At 62.0% G+C, this 17,188-nt stretch carries 17 protein-coding genes, 2 tRNA genes and 1 pseudogene; 3 read left to right on the top strand and 17 right to left on the bottom strand.

The annotated features are described in order from the left end of the window. Positions 1–658: 658 nt before the first annotated feature. From IB262_RS36690 to IB262_RS13990, 6 genes and pseudogenes are all read right to left on the bottom strand, one after another. Positions 659–1,054: pseudogene (locus IB262_RS36690) on the bottom strand (flagellin); the annotation flags it as partial. A gap of 176 nt (positions 1,055–1,230) precedes the next feature. Then, complete coding sequence (locus IB262_RS14010; protein ID WP_034796993.1) at positions 1,231–2,277, bottom strand: acyltransferase; 1,047 nt, start codon at positions 2,275–2,277, stop codon at positions 1,231–1,233. Positions 2,278–2,471: 194 nt separating this feature from the next. Beyond that, a complete protein-coding gene (locus IB262_RS14005) occupies positions 2,472–3,977 on the bottom strand; it encodes a tripartite tricarboxylate transporter permease (RefSeq protein ID WP_112770557.1) in 1,506 nt (501 codons plus the stop codon). A 1-nt stretch (position 3,978) separates the two neighbouring features. Beyond that, positions 3,979–4,500 (bottom strand): tripartite tricarboxylate transporter TctB family protein, encoded by a 522-nt coding sequence (locus IB262_RS14000; protein ID WP_082566601.1) that lies wholly within the window; start codon positions 4,498–4,500, stop codon positions 3,979–3,981. A 1-nt stretch (position 4,501) separates the two neighbouring features. Further along, the gene (locus IB262_RS13995) at positions 4,502–5,482 is read right to left on the bottom strand and encodes a tripartite tricarboxylate transporter substrate binding protein (RefSeq protein ID WP_246802645.1); all 981 of its coding nucleotides are present in this window, start codon (positions 5,480–5,482) and stop codon (positions 4,502–4,504) included. Positions 5,483–5,536: 54 nt separating this feature from the next. After that, positions 5,537–6,607 carry a 4-oxalomesaconate tautomerase gene (locus IB262_RS13990; protein WP_090294987.1) on the bottom strand — a complete coding sequence of 357 codons (1,071 nt, stop codon included), beginning with the start codon at positions 6,605–6,607 and terminating at the stop codon, positions 5,537–5,539. A 98-nt stretch (positions 6,608–6,705) separates the two neighbouring features. On the opposite strand from IB262_RS13990, the gene IB262_RS13985 reads away from it, so the two are divergent. After that, a complete protein-coding gene (locus tag IB262_RS13985) occupies positions 6,706–7,605 on the top strand; it encodes a LysR family transcriptional regulator (protein ID WP_034796999.1) in 900 nt (299 codons plus the stop codon). A gap of 77 nt (positions 7,606–7,682) precedes the next feature. Here IB262_RS13985 and IB262_RS13980 read toward each other — a convergent pair. The 10 genes from IB262_RS13980 to IB262_RS13935 form a co-directional block, all read right to left on the bottom strand. Continuing rightward, positions 7,683–7,758 (bottom strand) — tRNA-Phe (locus tag IB262_RS13980). 341 nt (positions 7,759–8,099) lie between these two features. Next, positions 8,100–8,348: a DNA gyrase inhibitor YacG gene (yacG, locus tag IB262_RS13975; protein ID WP_051659366.1), complete on the bottom strand. Its 249-nt coding sequence runs from the start codon at positions 8,346–8,348 to the stop codon at positions 8,100–8,102. After that, on the bottom strand, positions 8,317–8,937 hold the full coding sequence (locus IB262_RS13970) for a Maf-like protein (protein WP_034797002.1): 621 nt from the start codon (positions 8,935–8,937) through the stop codon (positions 8,317–8,319). Before IB262_RS13970 ends, yacG begins: the two co-directional genes overlap by 32 nt. 147 nt (positions 8,938–9,084) lie before the next feature. Beyond that, the gene (infA, locus tag IB262_RS13965) at positions 9,085–9,303 is read right to left on the bottom strand and encodes a translation initiation factor IF-1 (protein ID WP_004435948.1); all 219 of its coding nucleotides are present in this window, start codon (positions 9,301–9,303) and stop codon (positions 9,085–9,087) included. Between the two features lie 271 nt (positions 9,304–9,574). Beyond that, positions 9,575–10,042 carry a low molecular weight phosphatase family protein gene (locus IB262_RS13960; RefSeq protein WP_034797006.1) on the bottom strand — a complete coding sequence of 156 codons (468 nt, stop codon included), beginning with the start codon at positions 10,040–10,042 and terminating at the stop codon, positions 9,575–9,577. Between the two features lie 14 nt (positions 10,043–10,056). Next, positions 10,057–10,533 (bottom strand): UPF0262 family protein, encoded by a 477-nt coding sequence (locus IB262_RS13955; protein ID WP_034797007.1) that lies wholly within the window; start codon positions 10,531–10,533, stop codon positions 10,057–10,059. Beyond that, a complete protein-coding gene (hisD, locus tag IB262_RS13950; protein ID WP_060522280.1) occupies positions 10,530–11,834 on the bottom strand; it encodes a histidinol dehydrogenase in 1,305 nt (434 codons plus the stop codon). Before hisD ends, IB262_RS13955 begins: the two co-directional genes overlap by 4 nt. A 43-nt stretch (positions 11,835–11,877) precedes the next feature. Continuing rightward, positions 11,878–12,318 carry a DUF2948 family protein gene (locus tag IB262_RS13945; protein WP_034797590.1) on the bottom strand — a complete coding sequence of 147 codons (441 nt, stop codon included), beginning with the start codon at positions 12,316–12,318 and terminating at the stop codon, positions 11,878–11,880. 106 nt (positions 12,319–12,424) lie between these two features. Continuing rightward, positions 12,425–13,717 carry a UDP-N-acetylglucosamine 1-carboxyvinyltransferase gene (murA, locus tag IB262_RS13940; protein WP_060522281.1) on the bottom strand — a complete coding sequence of 431 codons (1,293 nt, stop codon included), beginning with the start codon at positions 13,715–13,717 and terminating at the stop codon, positions 12,425–12,427. A 260-nt stretch (positions 13,718–13,977) separates the two neighbouring features. Further along, positions 13,978–14,223, bottom strand: coding sequence for a hypothetical protein (locus IB262_RS13935; RefSeq protein ID WP_210333152.1), 246 nt, complete (start codon positions 14,221–14,223; stop codon positions 13,978–13,980). Between the two features lie 157 nt (positions 14,224–14,380). Here IB262_RS13935 and IB262_RS13930 point away from each other — a divergent pair. Then, positions 14,381–14,455 (top strand) — tRNA-Thr (locus tag IB262_RS13930). Between the two features lie 325 nt (positions 14,456–14,780). Next, a complete protein-coding gene (locus IB262_RS13925) occupies positions 14,781–15,494 on the top strand; it encodes a DNA helicase (protein WP_060522316.1) in 714 nt (237 codons plus the stop codon). 346 nt (positions 15,495–15,840) lie between these two features. Here the strand turns inward: IB262_RS13925 and pncB are convergent, their stop codons facing one another. Then, positions 15,841–17,145, bottom strand: a complete 1,305-nt coding sequence (gene pncB, locus IB262_RS13920; RefSeq protein WP_034797014.1) for a nicotinate phosphoribosyltransferase — start codon at positions 17,143–17,145, stop codon at positions 15,841–15,843. Between the last annotated feature and the right edge of the window lie 43 nt (positions 17,146–17,188).

Here is a 17,188-nt window from a genome sequence, read left to right as displayed (position 1 = left end):
TGACGACCAGATTGGCGACCTCGACATAGGACCCGTCGAGGCCGGAATTCTGCTGTGTCATGAAGCCGATTTGATTGATAATGGGGGCGTAAGGCTCATAGGGGTGCCTATATGTCTTGACCGTGGCGCCGGCCCCCGCCTGTTTGACTGCGTGGTCGAGCACTGCTGCATATTGCGTGTAGTCCGATATCACGCCGTTGGCAGCGGCGCCGAGCACCGTATCGACGGTGGTGCGATCGACGGTGACCGAGGTCGTCTTTCCGGCGTGTAGCGGCAGCGAGAGACCTTGAGAGCTGCTGTCCTTGTCGACGATGACGTCAAACGTGATTTTGTCGCCCGCGTTCGAAAAACTGAGCGGCCCCGTGAAATGGAACACGAATTCGCCAGCCTGACCCGCCCGGTTGTTGTAGTTGCTGTTGGTGGTGTAGCCGTCGACATCGACCGAGGTCAAGAAGCGGATCCCGCCGACGGTCCTCAGATCCCGCGTGTCGGCCTGCAGGATGCCGCCGCCGGTGCTGTTGAACAGCGAGGAGTCCCGCAGGAAAAAGTCGGCCGTGTTCAGCGACACGCCGTTTCGGGCGTCTCTCGAAAACGAGGAGGCGACGGACGTGCGATTCAGATCGCTGTCATAGATGTCGGAGACATTGGTTCTCAGCCAGTTCTGTCCGCTGAAGCTCGCCGAATCCACGATGCTCAGGATCTGCTGCTTGAGCTGGTCGAGCTCCTTCTGGAGCTTGCCCTTGTCGACGCCGGGCTCCCTCGCCGTCACCAGCCTGGCCTTGAACTCGCTGAGAATACCGGTAACGGCATCCATCGCCGCATAGGCCGTCTCGACCTTGGCCGCTCCCAGCCCGAGCGCGTCCTGGACCGCAGACACGGCCTTGGCGTCGGAGCGCATGGTTGTCGAGATCGACCAATAGGCCGCGTTGTCGGCCGCCGTCTGAATTCTCAGGCCCGAGTTCAGTTGCCCGCGGACCTGAGCCATGTCGGAGTTAATCGTACGCAGAGTCTGGAGCGCAGAAATCGCTCCAGCGTTCGTGAGAATGCTGACCATATTAGTGACATCTTAAAATTGAAAAATGCCCTTCATGGGCCGCTGTGATTGTGGCGATACAACCAAATACGTGGTTAACACCGACTTAAGAACTTCGCCTCGGGGCGCAAATATTGCGTCAGCCCTTCCGATGGTTGGCAATAATTGCGCCCTTGCTCCTCGCCCTGCAGGCGGGGTCAGGCACGCTCGGCCGCCAGCGGCACCGGTTGGGTTACGGGGAACAGGGCTTTCAGGGCGTCGAAGTGCTTTTCCACCAGATGCCAGGAAATCGTCGCGACGATGACCGTGATGGTGCTCATGATGAGGAACGTCATCGGCCCCGCCCTGTAGAGCGCCGGCCACTGTTCTGCGACCAGCCACCAGAGCGCCATGTGGTACACATAGGTCGCGTAACTGACGCGGCTGAGGAAGCGCGTGACGGGGTTTGCCAGGAGATAGGCCGACACGCCCTTGTATCCGATGTAGGAACTCAGAACGATCGAGGCCAGCGCGTAGATGCAAAGCAACTTATAGGTTTCCGAATGGCCGAACTTGAAACCGACGAAGAGAGGTGACGCGATGATCGCGACAGACGCGAGGTTGTTGAGCTTGCTCGTCAGAACCGCCCGCACATCGGCATTGTCCTTGACCAGCGCCAGGATCGCCCCTGCCGCCACCGGGTCAAAGGCAAGAACGATGTTTGACCAGGCGAGAAGACCGAGCTCGTCGCTATAGGTTCGGGCGATCACCGACATCGTGAAGATGAGGACATAAGCCACGAATATGTGCCGCCGGCTCAGGAAGATGATGATCAGCGGAGCGGTAAGGTAGAACTGCTCGACGATGTTGAGGCTCCAGAGATGCGCGGCAACCCAGGGCTCCCAGTCCTGAGTGATGGCGAAATACAGGCTCGACATCTGAAACGTGTGCCACGCCAGGCTGTTGCGTATGCCATCCATGTTGAACAGTGCCGCCACGAACAGCATCAGGAACAGCGCCGGAAGCAGGCGAAGCGAGCGGCGAATGTAGAAATTGGTGACGTTGATCGTTGCCTGGGTGTCTTTTGCCGACAGCAGGATCACCCCGATCAAGAAGCCGCTGATGATGAAGAAGAGTGAAACTCGAACAGATTCAAGTGTGGGATGCTCGTTCCAGTAATGAACGTACAATACCCCCGTCATGGCGATCACGCGAAGCCCGTCAATTTGCTCCCGCCTGTCGCCGCGCGCTCCCGTCGCAGCCATTCCTTTGTCCCCGCAGGATCTATTACTTAAATTATTTCTACTTAAGAATATCCTTGGAGATTACGCCGCTTCCGCGCACTTGTGAAGAGGAGCGATGTTCTTGACCGATCGGCGACGATACCTCGCCCGCCAGCCCAACAGAAAGGCCACGGGCGCGGCGTGCCCGTGGCCTTTCCAACGTTTAGAAGCAAACCTTAGGCTTCCTTGAAGACCTCGTCGCGGTTTCGCCGCATCGACGGCGAGATGGCGATCACAAGCGCCATGACGGCGATCGCCAGCAGAATTGCCGACAGCGGCGATTGCAGGAAGGTCAGCGGGCTGCCGCCGGAGATAATCAGCGACTGGCGCAGCTTCTCCTCTAGCAAGCGGCCCAGCACGAAGCCGAGCGCCAGCGGCGCAGGCTCGAATTCGAGCTTGTAGAGGGCGTAGCCGATGATCCCGAACAGGGCGGCCATCATTACCTGGGCCGCATCGTTGGCGATCGAGTAGAGGCCGATGCAGCAGAAGCAGACGATGGCCGGAAACAGGAGGCGATAGGGCACGCGCAGCAGCTTCACCCACAGACCGATCAGCGGCAGGTTGATGATGACCAGCATGAGGTTGCCGATCCACATCGAGGCGATGAGCCCCCAGAACAGTTCCGGATTGCGCTCGATCACCTGTGGCCCGGGCACGATCCCCTGGATCATCATCGCGCCGACCATCAGCGCCATCACCGCATTCGGCGGCAGGCCGAGGGTGAGAAGCGGGATGAACGAGGTCTGCGCGCCGGCATTGTTGGCGCTTTCCGGGCCGGCGACGGCCGCCGGTGCGCCATGGCCGAAGTCCTGCGGCCGCTTCGACATACGCTTTTCCACCGCATAGCTGGCAAAGGGGCCGAGGATCGCGCCGTTGCCCGGCAGAACGCCAAGGACAGAGCCGAGGAAGGTGCCGCGCAGGATCGGCGGGAAGTTATCCTTCAGCTCCTTCAGCGTCGGCCACAGGCGGCCGATGCGGCTGCGCACGACATCGCGGGATTCCGGATCGGCAAGGTTCTTGAAGATCTCGCCGAAGCCGAAGATGCCCATGGCCAGCACGACGAATTCGATGCCGTCTTGAAGCATTTCAAGGCCGAAGGTCATGCGCTCGCGACCCGTTTCCATATCGGCGCCGACACAGGAGAGCAGCACGCCGACGAGGATCATCGACACCGCCTTCAGAAGCGAGCCGTGCGCCAGCACGACGGCAAAGACGAGGCCCATGATCATCAGCGAAAAATACTCGGTCGGGCCGAAGAGAAGGCCCATGCGTGTCATCGGAACGCCGAGAGCGGCAATCACGATGGTGGCAACCGTGCCGGCAAAGAACGAACCGATCGCCGCCAGGCCGAGCGCAAGCCCCGCCTGGCCCTTCTGGGCCATCTTGTGGCCGTCGATCGCGGTGACGACCGCGGTCGCTTCCCCGGGAATGTTGACGAGGATGGCCGTGGTCGAGCCGCCGTACTGGGCGCCGTAATAGATGCCGGCGAGCATGATCAACGAGCCGGTCGGATCGAGCGAGAGGGTGACCGGCAGCAGGATCGCGATTGTGGCAACCGGGCCGACGCCGGGCAACACGCCCACCAGCGTGCCGATGAGACAGCCGATGAAGCAGAGTGCGATGTTCTGCAGGGTGAACGCCACGGTCATGCCGAGGCCGAGATTGATAAAGACGTCCAGCATCTCAGTATCCTAGAAGCCAGGGCGCAACGGGAACCGAAAGCCCGAGCGCATAGCGAAAGAGGCCGATGCAGAAGGCTGTTAGCACGGCGGCAAAGACAAGAAGTTCGCCAAGGCGCGCATCGCGCGCGGCCAGGCCGGAAGCGACGACCGCCAGCGGACAGGCGATCGAGAGGCCGAGACCGGGAATGGTAACCGGACCGAGATGATAGCCACGCACCGTAACGGCAAAGAGAACGACGCCGAGGATGACGGGGATCGTCTCGCGGATCGCCCAGCGGCCTGTCGAAGGCCCCGGATCCTTTCGGCTCAGCACCAGTTGCAGGAGCCCGAGCCCCAGGATGACGAGGGAAAGCAGCCGCGGCATCAGCCCCGAGCCGACGCCTTCCGAGGTCATGAAGGGCAGATCGGAGCCGGCCCACAGGCCAAGCCCGCCGAGGCCGACCAGCACGATGCCGGCAAGCCTCTCCCGCCCGAGCCCTCCCGCAGAGGGCTCGGTTTCAGTGTTCGTGGACGTGGCTTCCATCTTACTCGACCTTGATGTCGGCCGCTTTCACCACGTCGCCCCAGCGCGCGCGCTCCTTGGCCATGAAATCGGCAAAGGCCTGGGGGCCCATGGAGGACGGCACGGCGCCGTCGTTCTTCAGCTTGTCGAGCACGTCGGCATCGCTGAGCGTCTCGGTCGTCGCCGCCTCGAGCTTCGACTTTACGTCCGCCGGCATGCCCTTCGGACCGACGAGGCCATACCAGGCCGAGGCCGTGTAGCCCGGAACGCCGGCTTCAATGGCGGTCGGCACATTCGGCAGGCTCGCAAAGCGCTTGTCGCCGGTGACGGCAAGCGCCTTCAGCGTGCCGCTCTCGATCAGCCCGATCGCCGAGGGAATGGTGGTGACCATGAAGTCAATGTGGCCGCCGACGAGGTCGTTCACCGCCGGGCCTGCGCCCTTGTAAGGAACGTGCCTGACCTTGATGCCGGCGGTCTGGCCGAGCAGCAGCGCGCCGAGATGGCTGGCCGAGGCGTTGCCGGCCGAACCATAGACCAGCTCGCCGGACTTGGCCGCCTCGACCAGTTCGCCGAGCGTGTTGACCTTGAGCGATGGTCCGACAACGACGACGAGGGACGCATCCGCGATCATCGCGATCGGATCGAGGTCCGTGCCCGGATCGGCCTTCAGCTTGAAGATATGCGGGTTGACGACCATCGGGCCCTGATTGCCGATCAGCAGGGTGTAGCCGTCGGGATCAGCCGCAGCGGCGACTTCGGTTCCAAGGTTGGCGGCGGCACCCGGCCGGTTTTCGACGATGACGCGACCGCCGAGCGCCTTTTCAAGCCGCGCGGCAAAGACGCGGGCGATGGCATCTGTGCCGCCGCCGGCGGCATAGGAAACCACCAGCGTGATCGGCTTGGACGGATAGGCTTCCTGCGCCATCACAGGGGCTGCGACCGACATGGTCATGGCGGCCCCGCACAGGGCCAGGGCGACGCGACGGGTAAATTTCATGGGCATTTTGTTCTCCTCCCAGTTCGTTAATGCATTCGCGACACGTTGCTCTGCAAGACCCTAAGCGTCTTTGCGAACAAGAGCCGCACCTTCAAACAGCCGACGCGTGGTGCGCATCACAGACACAGTCGGGCTATTGTCTCCTATGGCCTTCTCGACCCTTACCCGCAGTTCACCGGTCGGGTGCTCGAAGGCGAGCGTCGCCGGCAGCGAAAGCTCCGGAAAACGCCGACCCACCAGGCCGGTCGGGATCGTTGCCGCCAAACCGAGGCTTACGGCACCGGTCGTTGCAAGCGCGGTGTGGCAATTGGCGGGCGTGAAATAGCGTACGGCCAGATCGCCGCCGTTCGCGGGCGCCCCGATCAGCACCGGCTTCGGCAGAACCGACTGGCTGACATCCCCCATCCCCATCAGCCTTCCGGCCTCCCGCCGGATTTCCTCGAGCCGGGCCATGAAATCCGTATCGGCGTCGAAAGCCGCAGCGGGCTCCGAGCCGCTGTAGCCCATATCCTCCGCGGTGATGATCACCACCGGCGTTGCGCCGTCCAGCAGCGTCACTTCAAGACCGAGAATGACATCGGTCGCCTTGCCGCTCGGCAGCAGTCGGCCGGTCTTGGCGCCGATCGCATCGCGAAAGGCCAGATAGACAGGGGCGGCCTTGCCCGGCACGCCGTCGATGGCGGCCTCTCCCTGATAGGCGATCGCGCCGCCGGGGGTCTGAATGCGGGCGTCGATGATCTTGCCGGTGTTGACGTTGTGAACCTTGATGACCGTTTCGTCGCCGGTCGGCAGAACCAGGCCGGCCTCGATGGCGAAAGGGCCGACGGCCGAGAGCATGTTGCCGCAGTTCGGCGCCGTATCGACGCTGCGCTCCAGCACCTTCACCTGGGCGAAGAGATAATCGACATCAGCTTCCGGACGGCTCGACGGACCGACGATCGCGACCTTGCTCGTCAGCGAGTTGCCGCCGCCGAGACCGTCGATCTGCAGCGGGTGGCCGGAGCCCATGATTTCGATCAGCAGGCGGTCGCGCTCGACGGGATCAGCCGGAAGATCGCGAGACAGAAAAAACGGTCCCTTCGACGTTCCGCCGCGCATCATCACGCAGGGTATCCTGATCAAGTCATCCATTCCGCATGCTCCTTCGGACCGGCCGCAACCGGCTGATCGGAGGGATCTCACGGATCAAATCTGTTGTGAAATGCAAAGAATGGCGTAATTATTCCGATATGCGCAATAATTTCGAATTCCTCGACCTCAAGGCTTTCCTCGCCGTACTCGACCTCGGCTCGTTCAACGAAGCTGCCCGCCAGCTCAATCTTTCACAACCTGCGCTTTCACGGCGGATCAAGGGCTTTGAAGCCTCCGTCGGCGCGCAGTTGATCGAACGCACGACCCGGCACGTGGCGCCGACGCAGGTCGGGCGGGAGCTTCTGCCGCTGGTCCGGCGTCTGGTCGACGAATTCGAGGAATCGATCCTCTCGATCAGCGACCTCGGCGGGCGACACCGCGCCCAGGTCACCATCGCTTCGGTCCCGACCGCGGCCTTCTATTTTCTTCCCAGGGTTGTGCAATCCTTCAACGAGAAATTCCCGGGCATCCGCTTCCGCATCCTCGATCTCTCGGCCAATGAGGGGCTTGATGCGGTCGCCAACGGCGAGGTCGAATTCGGCATCAACATCACTGGGGCGGCGCGCCCTGATCTCAGCTTCACGCCGCTTGTCGACGACCCGTTCGTGCTCGCCTGCCGCCGCGATCATCCGCTGGCGACCTCGAAGCAACTGACCTGGGCGGATCTGACCGGCCACCCGCTGATCGGGGTCAGCAAGACCAGCGGCAACCGTGCCGTGCTCGACCGGGCGCTGACAACGGCCCAGGTGCAGCTCAACTGGTTCTACGAGGTCAACCACCTGTCGACCTCGCTCGGCCTCGTCGAGGCGGGCCTCGGCATCTCCGTGATGCCGCGGCTGGCCACACCCCAGGTCGAACACCCTGTGATCGCCACCGTGCCGCTGACCGCCCCCACCGTCAGCCGCACCATCGGCCTTGTCGAACGCCGCGGCGGCAGACTATCACCGGCCGCCATCCGCTTTCGCGAGATGCTGGTGCAGGAGTGGACGACGTATTGAGGGAGCGCAGCCGCATAGCGGACGCAAGGAAACGACACGGCAGCGCTTGAAGGAACCAAGATCTTCGAGAAGAAAGATGGTGCCCGGAGGCGGATTTGAACCACCGACACGCGGATTTTCAATCCGCTGCTCTACCAACTGAGCTATCCGGGCATCCTGCCGTTTCGGGCATCGGCTCCTTTCGGAACCATCGGGGCGCTTGTGTTTGCCCCGGGAACGAGCGGGGTTATAGCATCTTGTTCGGCGGTGTCCAGCGCCAAATGAAAGTTTTTTGACCGAAATCCTGTGGACAATCGAGAAGCCGAAAAAGCGAGGAGTTTCAGAGAGATCGCATTCTCTCCCTGGTCCATTTTTCGTGGAAAGTGGCCGTTGGAAGCCGAAAAAGATGATCGCACGCATCCGGTGACGCGCGAGGATCTTCGAGGCGTCGTTCGCGGCAAAGAGGATGTGGGGAAGGAAAAGCCGGACCGGCCGGTCCGGCCGCAGCGGTACGCCTAGCGGTCGTCGCCGTCGTCGGCCTTCGCCTCGTCGTCGGCGACCGGAATAGCGTAGGAGCCGGAGAGCCAGCGATTGAGGTCGACGTTGCGGCAGCGGTCGGAGCAGAAGGGATAGTGTTCCCGATGCGACGGCCGGCCACATTCCGGACATGGGCGCGGTGCGCGCAGGGGCGCAACGTTCGAAGCGCTTTTCTTCGTTTCGTCGGTCACTCGTTCAGCCTTCCAGCCAACGATTGTGCACGTCATAGCCTTCGCCGACAAGCAGGCTGACGGTTTCGTAAAGCGGCAGGCCAACGACGTTGCTGTAGGAGCCGACGAGCTTGACCACGAAGCTGCCGGCGATGCCCTGGATGCCGTAGCCGCCCGCCTTGCCGCGCCATTGGCCCGAGGCGAGATAGCTCTCGATATCGAAACCGGACAGGCGCTTGAAGCGCACCTTGGTGTCGACGACCTTCTGGCGCACGGTCTTGTCCGGGGTGATCAGGCAGACGCCGGTGTAGACGCGATGACTGCGGCCGGAAAGAAGATGCAGCGCGCTCGAGGCTTCGCTGACGAGTTCCGGTTTCGGCAGGATGCGGCGGCCAACGCAAACGACCGTATCGGCTGCCAGAATGTAGCTTCCGTCCCAGCCGGCCTCGCCCTTGACTGCAGCAAGCGCCGCTCGCGCCTTTTCTGCCGACAGGCGCCTTGCGAGCGAACGCGGATGTTCGGCACGCTTCGGCGTCTCATCGAGATCCATCGGCATCAGGCGCGCGGGCTCGATGCCGGCTTGCGCCAGAAGCTCGACGCGACGCGGCGAACCGGACGCAAGTATCAGTTTCTTGGCCACTGTCATCGGAACGAGCCGTCACTCCAGAGCAATTCCAGCAAAATGCGATAGGCGGTTTACGTCTGGAATTGCAATCCAACCAAAGGTTAGAGCGTTTTCGCGATTCGAAGAAGAAGCGGAAATGCTCCAGGAATTGCTAAGAGCCGGAGCGGCTTACTTGAAGCGGTAGGTGATACGGCCCTTGGTAAGGTCGTACGGGGTCATTTCAACGAGAACCTTGTCGCCGGCAAGCACGCGAATGCGGTTCTTGCGCATACGACCAGCAGTGTGAGCGATGATCTCATGCTCGTTTTCGAGCTTCACGCGGAAGGTCGCATTCGGAAGCAATTCGGTGACCACGCCCGGAAATTCAAGGACTTCTTCTTTCGCCATGTAGGACTGTTCTTTCTATCTTTGTTTAGGGAACCGTCAGGTATCCCGAAAAATTCGCCGGAAACTACACAATCGACGAGGATTTGTGAACCATCTAAGACCGGCTTTTGCGCTTTTGTGACGGGCTACTGTGCCGCGCGTCGGATCAGAAGCGCGAAGCCGCTATAGCACTTCGCACCGCTCCATGTCTCTAGTCTTAAATCGATCGAGATTTACGCCGGCATGGAAGCGACGGAGACTGCGGACCGCGCGGGGATTTTTCGCAACACTCTCAAGCGTCTTCCGACTTCCTGGAGCCGATCAACCGATGATTGATCAGCGTCGACAGGTGATCGCGCACGGCGCGGTAGGCATCGACGATCTGCTCGCGCGTGCCGGCAGCCACCGTCGGATCCGGCGTCGGCCAGTAGACCACGTCGACGGCCATGGAGCGCGTCAATTCGAGCGCCTTGTGATGCGCCTCCGGCGCCAGCGTGACGATAAGGTCGAAATAGTCATCCTCGAGTTCATCGAGCGTATGCGGCTGGTGGCGACCGAGGCTCAGGCCCACTTCGGCCATGACCACGTCGACGAAGGGGTCGCGTTCGCCATGCCGCACGCCGGCGGAGGCGACATAGGTTCCGGCCGGCAGCGCCGCCTTGGCGAGCGCTTCGGCCATCGGCGAGCGAATAGCGTTCATGCCGCACATGAAGAGGACCGAGCGGGGCATTTTCAAGCGCTGAGCCTCGGTTCCCGCCATGCCGGTCGCCGCCCTCACCCGCGCCAGTAGAGCACGCAGACGAGCGTGAACAGGCGGCGGGCGGTATCGAAGTCCAGCCGGATCTTGCCGGAGAGGCGATCCATCAGCGTCTGCGAACCCTCGTTGTGAATGCCGCGGCGCCCCATGTCGATCGCCTCGATCTGGCTCGGCGTCGCCGAGCGGATCGCTTCGTAGTAACTCTCGCAGATCATGAAGTAGTCCTTCACGATCCGGCGGAACGGCGTCAGCGACAGAATATGGGTGGCGACGTCGCTGCCCTTGTCGGTCGAGATCGCAAAGACGAGCTTGGCGTCGACGAGCGAGAGATTGAGCTTATAGGGGCCGCCTGGATGGCCGACCGGCTCGAACAGGTTTTCTTCGAGCAGGTCGAAGATCGCAACCGCGCGCTCATGCTCCACGTCAGGGGTCGAGCGGCCGATGGTCTCGTCCAGAACGACATCGCAGAGACGCTGGTTGCGGTCCGCCTTCATCCAGCGTCCCCGAGATTGAGGCGAATGGCGACGGACCGCGCATGGGCCTCAAGGCCTTCGGATTTTGCCAGCACGATGGCCGCCGGTCCGAGGATCCGCAATTGTTCGGCATCAAGCCGCAGGATCGACGTGCGCTTCATGTAATCCAGCACGCCAAGGCCGGAGGAGAAGCGCGCGGAGCGGGCGGTCGGCAGCACGTGGTTGGAGCCGCCGACATAGTCGCCGATGACCTCGGGCGTGTGGCGACCGACGAAGATCGCGCCGGCATTGCGGATCTTGGCCACCATCGGTTCGGGGTCGGCAAGCGCCAGCTCCAAGTGTTCGGCAGCGATGCGGTTCGCGAGCGGCACGGCCTTCTCAAGATCGGGCACGAGGATGACGGCGCCGAAATCGCGCCAGCTTGCCGACGCCGTTTCGGCGCGTGGCAGCGTTTTCAGCTGCCGCTCGACCGCGCTCTCGACCGCCTGGCCGAAATCCGCATCGTCGGTGATCAGGATCGACTGGGCGCCGACATCGTGCTCGGCCTGGGCGAGAAGATCGGCAGCGATCCAGTCCGGATCGTTGTGCTTGTCGGCAATAACAAGCACTTCGGAGGGGCCGGCGATCATGTCGATGCCGACCGTGCCGAAGACCTGGCGCTTGGCCGCAGCCACATAGGCATTGCCCGGGCCGACGATCTTGGCAACCGGTGCAATCGTCTCGGTGCCATAGGCAAGGGCGGCCACAGCCTGCGCGCCGCCGATGCGGTAGATTTCCTCGACGCCGGCAAGGCGTGCAGCAGCCAGCACCGCCGGGTTGATCTTGCCGCCGGTTGCCGGCACCACCATGACGATGCGGGACACGCCGGCAACCTTTGCCGGCAGCGCGTTCATCAGCACCGAGCTCGGATAGCTCGCGGTGCCGCCGGGCACATAGAGGCCGACGGCATCGACCGCCGTCCAGCGCGAGCCGAGGCCCACGCCCATGGCGTCCTGGTAGATATCGTCCTTCGGGCGCTGGCGGGCATGGTGCGCCTCGATGCGGGTGGCGGCGACCTTTAGCGCGCCGAGAACTTCCGGCTCGACCGCCTGGATCGCCGCATCGATCTCGGCGGCGCTGACCGCCATCGGCGTCGTCTGGAAATCGACGCCATCAAAACGCTTGGAGTATTCGGCGAGCGCCGCGTCACCGTGTGCCCGCACGTCGTCGATGATCGCCTTGACCACCGCATTGACGTCCTCGGACACCTCTCGCTTGGTCGTCAGGAATGCCGCGAACTTTTGTTCGAAGTCACCGTCGAGAAAATTGAGCCTGATTGCCAAAGGGGACGTCCTCGTATGCCTGTGTCGGTCGGGTCGATCAGCGTCAAGCGCCTTCGGGATGCTTGGGCTTGAAAGCGGTTTCCCACGCCCCGCCGGTATCCGCAAGCTGCGTTTCGATGCATTCGACGTCAAGCGCGATCGAGGCGTCGCCAGCCAGAACCAACTCCAGCGTGCCTTCCGGCCCCTCGCCCTGCAGCGCGAACTTCAGCGTCAGCAGATCGAGCACCGCCTCGCCGTCACGCCGGTCGAAGCCGACGGAGCGCACCGCATTCACACGCTTGAAGAGGAGAGCCGCACGCCGGCGCTCAAAGGAGCGGCGCTTGCCATCGGCCGTCTCCCAGACGAAGCGGTTGACGATGAGAGAAAACTGCTTGCGACGCGCGTCGTATTCCAGGCCCGAAACCTTGAACACGGCATCCTGGACGTGGGCGGAGACGACAGCGAGATCCTCCTCGTCGAGCGCCAGCAGCTTCAATCCGGTCATGCCATCCATTCCTTTCGTTTCGCCGCACATCTTGCCGTGCCACAATTGAAATGGACATAGGATGTTGCGCCTGAAACCGCAACGGTATCAGGCGCAACCGTTCAAATCAGTCGCTGACGCGCTCGACGTGCGCGCCGCACCGGGTAAGCTTCTCTTCGAGCCGCTCGAAGCCGCGGTCGAGATGATAGACGCGCGAGACCATGGTCTCGCCTTCGGCGGCTAGGCCGGCGATGACGAGCGAGACGGAGGCGCGAAGGTCGGTCGCCATAACAGGCGCGCCCTTCAGGCGGCTGACGCCCTCGATTTTCGCCGTCTGGCCGGAAAGCGAGATCTTGGCGCCGAGACGGGCGAGTTCCTGCACGTGCATGAAGCGGTTCTCGAAGATCGTCTCGGTGATGTGCGAGGTGCCCTTCGCCATGGTCATCAGACCCATGAACTGCGCCTGCAGGTCGGTCGGGAAGCCCGGGAAGGGATCAGTGACGATATCGACCGGCTTAATGCCGGCGCCATTGCGCACGACGCGGATGCCGCTGTTGGTCTCGGTGATCTCGGCGCCGGCGCGGCGGATCGCTTCCAGCGCCGTGTCGAGCAGCGCCATGTCGGTGTCTTCGAGAATGACGTCGCCGCCGGTCATGGCAACGGCCATGGCGTAGGTGCCGGTCTCGATGCGATCAGGAAGAACGCGGTGACGGGCGCCGGAGAGCGAGCGAACGCCCTCGATGGTGATCGTCGAGGTGCCCTGGCCGGTAATCTTGGCGCCCATGGCGTTCAGGCAGTTGGCGAGGTCGACGACTTCAGGCTCGCGCGCGGCGTTGCCGAGCACCGTGGTGCCGTTGGCAAGCGTCGCTGCCATCATCAGCACATGGGTGGCGCCGACCGACACCTTCGGGAAGGTGTAGCGCGCGCCGATCAGGCCGCCAGCCGGCGCCGTCGCGTTGACGTAACCGCTGTCGATCTCGATGTTGGCGGAAAGCGCCTGCAGGCCTTCGATGAAGAGATCGACCGGACGCGTGCCGATGGCGCAACCGCCCGGCAGCGATACCCGCGCCTTGCCTTCACGGGCAAGCAACGGGCCGATAACCCAGAAGCTCGCGCGCATCTTCGAGACCAACTCGTAAGGGGCGGTCGTGTCGACGATGTTGCGGCAGGTGAAATGGATGGTGCGGGCGTAGCTCTCGCCCTGGCGCTCGCGGCGACCGTTGACGGAGATATCCGCGCCATGGTTGCCGAGGATACGGATCAGCTGCTCGACGTCGGCCAGATGCGGCACGTTTTCGAGCGTCAGCGTGTCGTCGGTCAGAAGCGACGCAATCATCAGCGGCAGGGCCGCGTTCTTGGCGCCCGAAATCGGGATGACGCCGTTGAGCTTGTTGCCGCCTACAATCCTGATGCGATCCATGAGGCCTCTCGAACGGGCTTGGCCCGCCTTTCCAAAATAATCCGATGTTGTCTGAAGGCGCCTCTTTAGTGGAGACGCCGCGAAATTAGAAGTGCCTTGAACGCCGCGCATCCCTTCGGACGCCTGGCGCTGTAACATTTAGGTCGCTGCACGGCTTTCCCCCGCGATCGGTCCCGATTTACGGACCTGTGCAATCGAACGCCGGCGGGCATGCCACCGGCAAATTGAGAACGAAGCGGCGATGCCGCTTCCTGCCCGTACTAATCTTGGGATTCGTCCGTTTTTGCGGCAGGAAGACCGCTGACGTCATCGGCAGCGCCAGATCGGCGCGCCCGCATCTGCTGCTTGCGGCGCATGAGGTTGTCGCGCAAGTTCCTGGCAAGACGCGCCTTTTTCAGGTCTGCCTCGGTCGTATCCTTTATCTTTTTCTGGCGCACCTTGCCATCCGCCTGCCGTTCGTCAGGCGGAGGCACGGCTTTGCCGCCTTCTTCGTCGTCTGTTTGCATGCCCATGCCATAGCGCAAAACCAGGGTCTTCGGAAGCACCGGTGACTTTTCTCACAGCTCTTCGCGAAAAACTTCGAATTGCGGCTTGCACTCGCCGCTGAGCTATGGCAATAGCCCCCTCGCTTGATGCGGCTGACACACGAACCGGCCGCCAGATGCTGCTATAGCTCAGGGGTAGAGCACTCCCTTGGTAAGGGAGAGGCCGAGAGTTCAAATCTCTCTAGCAGCACCAGTTTTCTCTTAAAGAAATCAAATTGATACTCGCTCGTAGCACCGCGTGCTTTTGCGGTCCGCGAATGTTTTCGCCTGTCCTATCGCCCCAAACGAGCAGGATCTACGGCGCCCGCGAAAGACGCGCCCTAGGCCGCAGAATTTCTCATCGGATGCAATTTTCGCCTGCTGCCATCTGCGTTATGCTGCGATTCGGGCGCGCCCACGCCTCCCCCCTCCGATCGGGAAAGTAGATTCCATACCGGGCACTCTCATCATCGAACCGACTGTTGGGGCAATGCGCACAAGGAGGGACTGCGACGATCGCTCGTACCAGGAGGTTGCCGATGAAACTGACTGCACCGATCTACCATTTGAAACGCAGGGCGAAACGCCTGTGCCGTGAAGAAGCCATCCCGCTCCATGAAGCGCTTGATCGCATTGCCGTTCAGGAGGGCTACTCCACTTGGAGCCTGCTTGCGGCACGACAAACGACTGCCGGCACCGCGGCGAGTATGCTTGCCCAGCTCGCTCCCGGAGATCTCGTGGTCCTCGGCGCACGCCCCGGCCAGGGCAAGACGCTGAAGAGCCTCGAGCTTGCCGTAGAGGCGATGAGGGCCGGCCATCGCGCCTACTTCTTCACACTGGAATATACCGTGACGGACGTCATCGAGCGTTTTGCGACCATCAGGGCCGACCATGGCCGGTTTGCCCCGCTGTTCGAGATCGATTGCTCCGACACGATCAGCGCCGACCATATCGTCGGTAAGCTGTCCAAGGCCGATCCCGGCACGCTGGTGGTCGTCGATTACCTCCAGCTTCTCGATCAGCGACGTGACAACCCCGCTCTTGGCGATCAGGTGCGCAAATTGAGGGCATTCGCGCGGCAACGCGGGCTGATCATCATCTTCATCTCGCAGATCGATCGATCCTTCGAAGCCGCCGTGAAACCACTTCCGGACCTGGACGATATCCGGATGCCGAACCCCGTCGATCTCCGGCTTTTCGACAAGGCCTACTTCTTGAACAAGGGCGAAGCGAGGCTACTGGCGATAAACTGAAACAAGAGCCTGCCTCGCTGACACCCGGAACGTATTTCCCGATGCTGCGTTATCGTTTCAAAGGCAGCAACGCGGAGGCTTCTCAATGAAAGGTATCGTTCTCTGGCTTATGGGCGTGCCGCTCATCGTCATCATCCTTCTCTACATGTTCGTATTCTAGAGAAGCAAAATGCAACGGCAGGTTGGCAGATTAACGCAACCTTAAGATTCCACTGCCAGATTTGATATTGCGATGATGGACAATCGCAACATCTTTGATCCCCTTTTGAAACCGGCTCCTGCCGGTTTCTTTTTTTGCAAGATCGCTGAGCACGCGGCGTCGTTTGACTTAGGCGTTACTTGGCGGTCAGACCTTAACCGCCTGCTCAACGAAATCCTGCGAGCCAAAGAACTTGAGGTAGCGCTCGACCTCGGCCGGGTCACCGGTCGCCTTGCGCGGATTGTCGGAGAGTTTTACAGCCGGCCGGCCATCCGCCTCGCTGACCTTGCAGACGATCGAGATCGGACTGAGGCCGCTGATTTCCGTCGGCGCGCAACCGGCAAAATCATTGGTGAGGTTGGTGCCCCAGCCGAAGCTCATGCGCACGCGCCCCTCGAAGTGGCGGTACGTCTCGATGATCGTGTCGACGTCGAGACCATCGGAGAAGATCAGCAGCTTTTCCCGGGGATCCCGTCCCATCTTCTTCCACCAGGCGACGATTTTTTCGCCACCTTCGATCGGCGGCGCGCTGTCCGGCCGAAAGCCCGTCCAGTCCGCCACCCATTTCGGCGCGTCGCGCAGGAACGCCGCTGTGCCGAAGGCATCGGGCAGCACGATCAGGAGATTGCCGCCATAGAGTTGGTTCCAGTCCTGCAGCACCTTGTAGGGGGCGGCGGCCAGTTCCTTGTCGTTGCGGGCAAGGGCCGCGGCCACCATCGGCAATTCGTGTGCGTTGGTACCAAGCGCCTCCAGATCGTTGTCCATGGCGAGCAAGACATTGCTGGTCCCGGAAAACGAACTGCCAATCCCTTCCTTCAACGCCTCGACGCACCAGCGCTGCCAAAGGAAGCTGTGGCGGCGGCGCGTGCCGAAATCGGAGATCCTGAGGTTAGGGTACTGCCGCAGCCGCTCGACTTTGGACCACATCTTGGCCTTGGCGCGGGCATAGAGCACATCGAGGGTAAAGGGACCGAGGCCCTTCATCGCCGAGCGCGAGCGCAGCTCGTTGATGATCGCCAGCGCCGGGATCTCCCACATGGTGGTCTCTGCCCAGCGGCCGCGGAAGGTCAGCTCGAACTGGCCGTCGCTGCGTTTCAGCTCATAATCCGGCAGGCGGAACTTGGCGAGCCAGGCGAGAAACTCCGGCGAGAAGATCTGCTTGCGGCCATAGAAGGTATTACCCGCAAGCCAGATCATTTCCTTCTTGGAGAAACGCAGTTCGCGCGCGTGATCGAGTTGCTCGCGCAGTTCCTGCTCATCGATCTCGTCGGCGAGCCGCACCGTCTTCGTGCGGTTGATCAGCGAGAAGGTCGCATCGACATCCGGATAGAGCTGCCAGATCATCTGCAGCATCAGGAGCTTGTAAAAATCCGTGTCCAGCAGGCTGCGTACGATCGGGTCGAGTTTCCAGGCATGATTGTAGACGCGCCTGGCGATATCGGTCTTCGTCATCGGTGAAATTGCTCCTTCCTCTTGGGCGAGGCTAGATCATCTC

This window comes from Ensifer sp. ENS02 (assembly GCF_014851885.1).
Lineage (GTDB): Bacteria > Pseudomonadota > Alphaproteobacteria > Rhizobiales > Rhizobiaceae > Ensifer > Ensifer adhaerens.
This window is presented reverse-complemented; position numbering and strand designations above follow the sequence as displayed.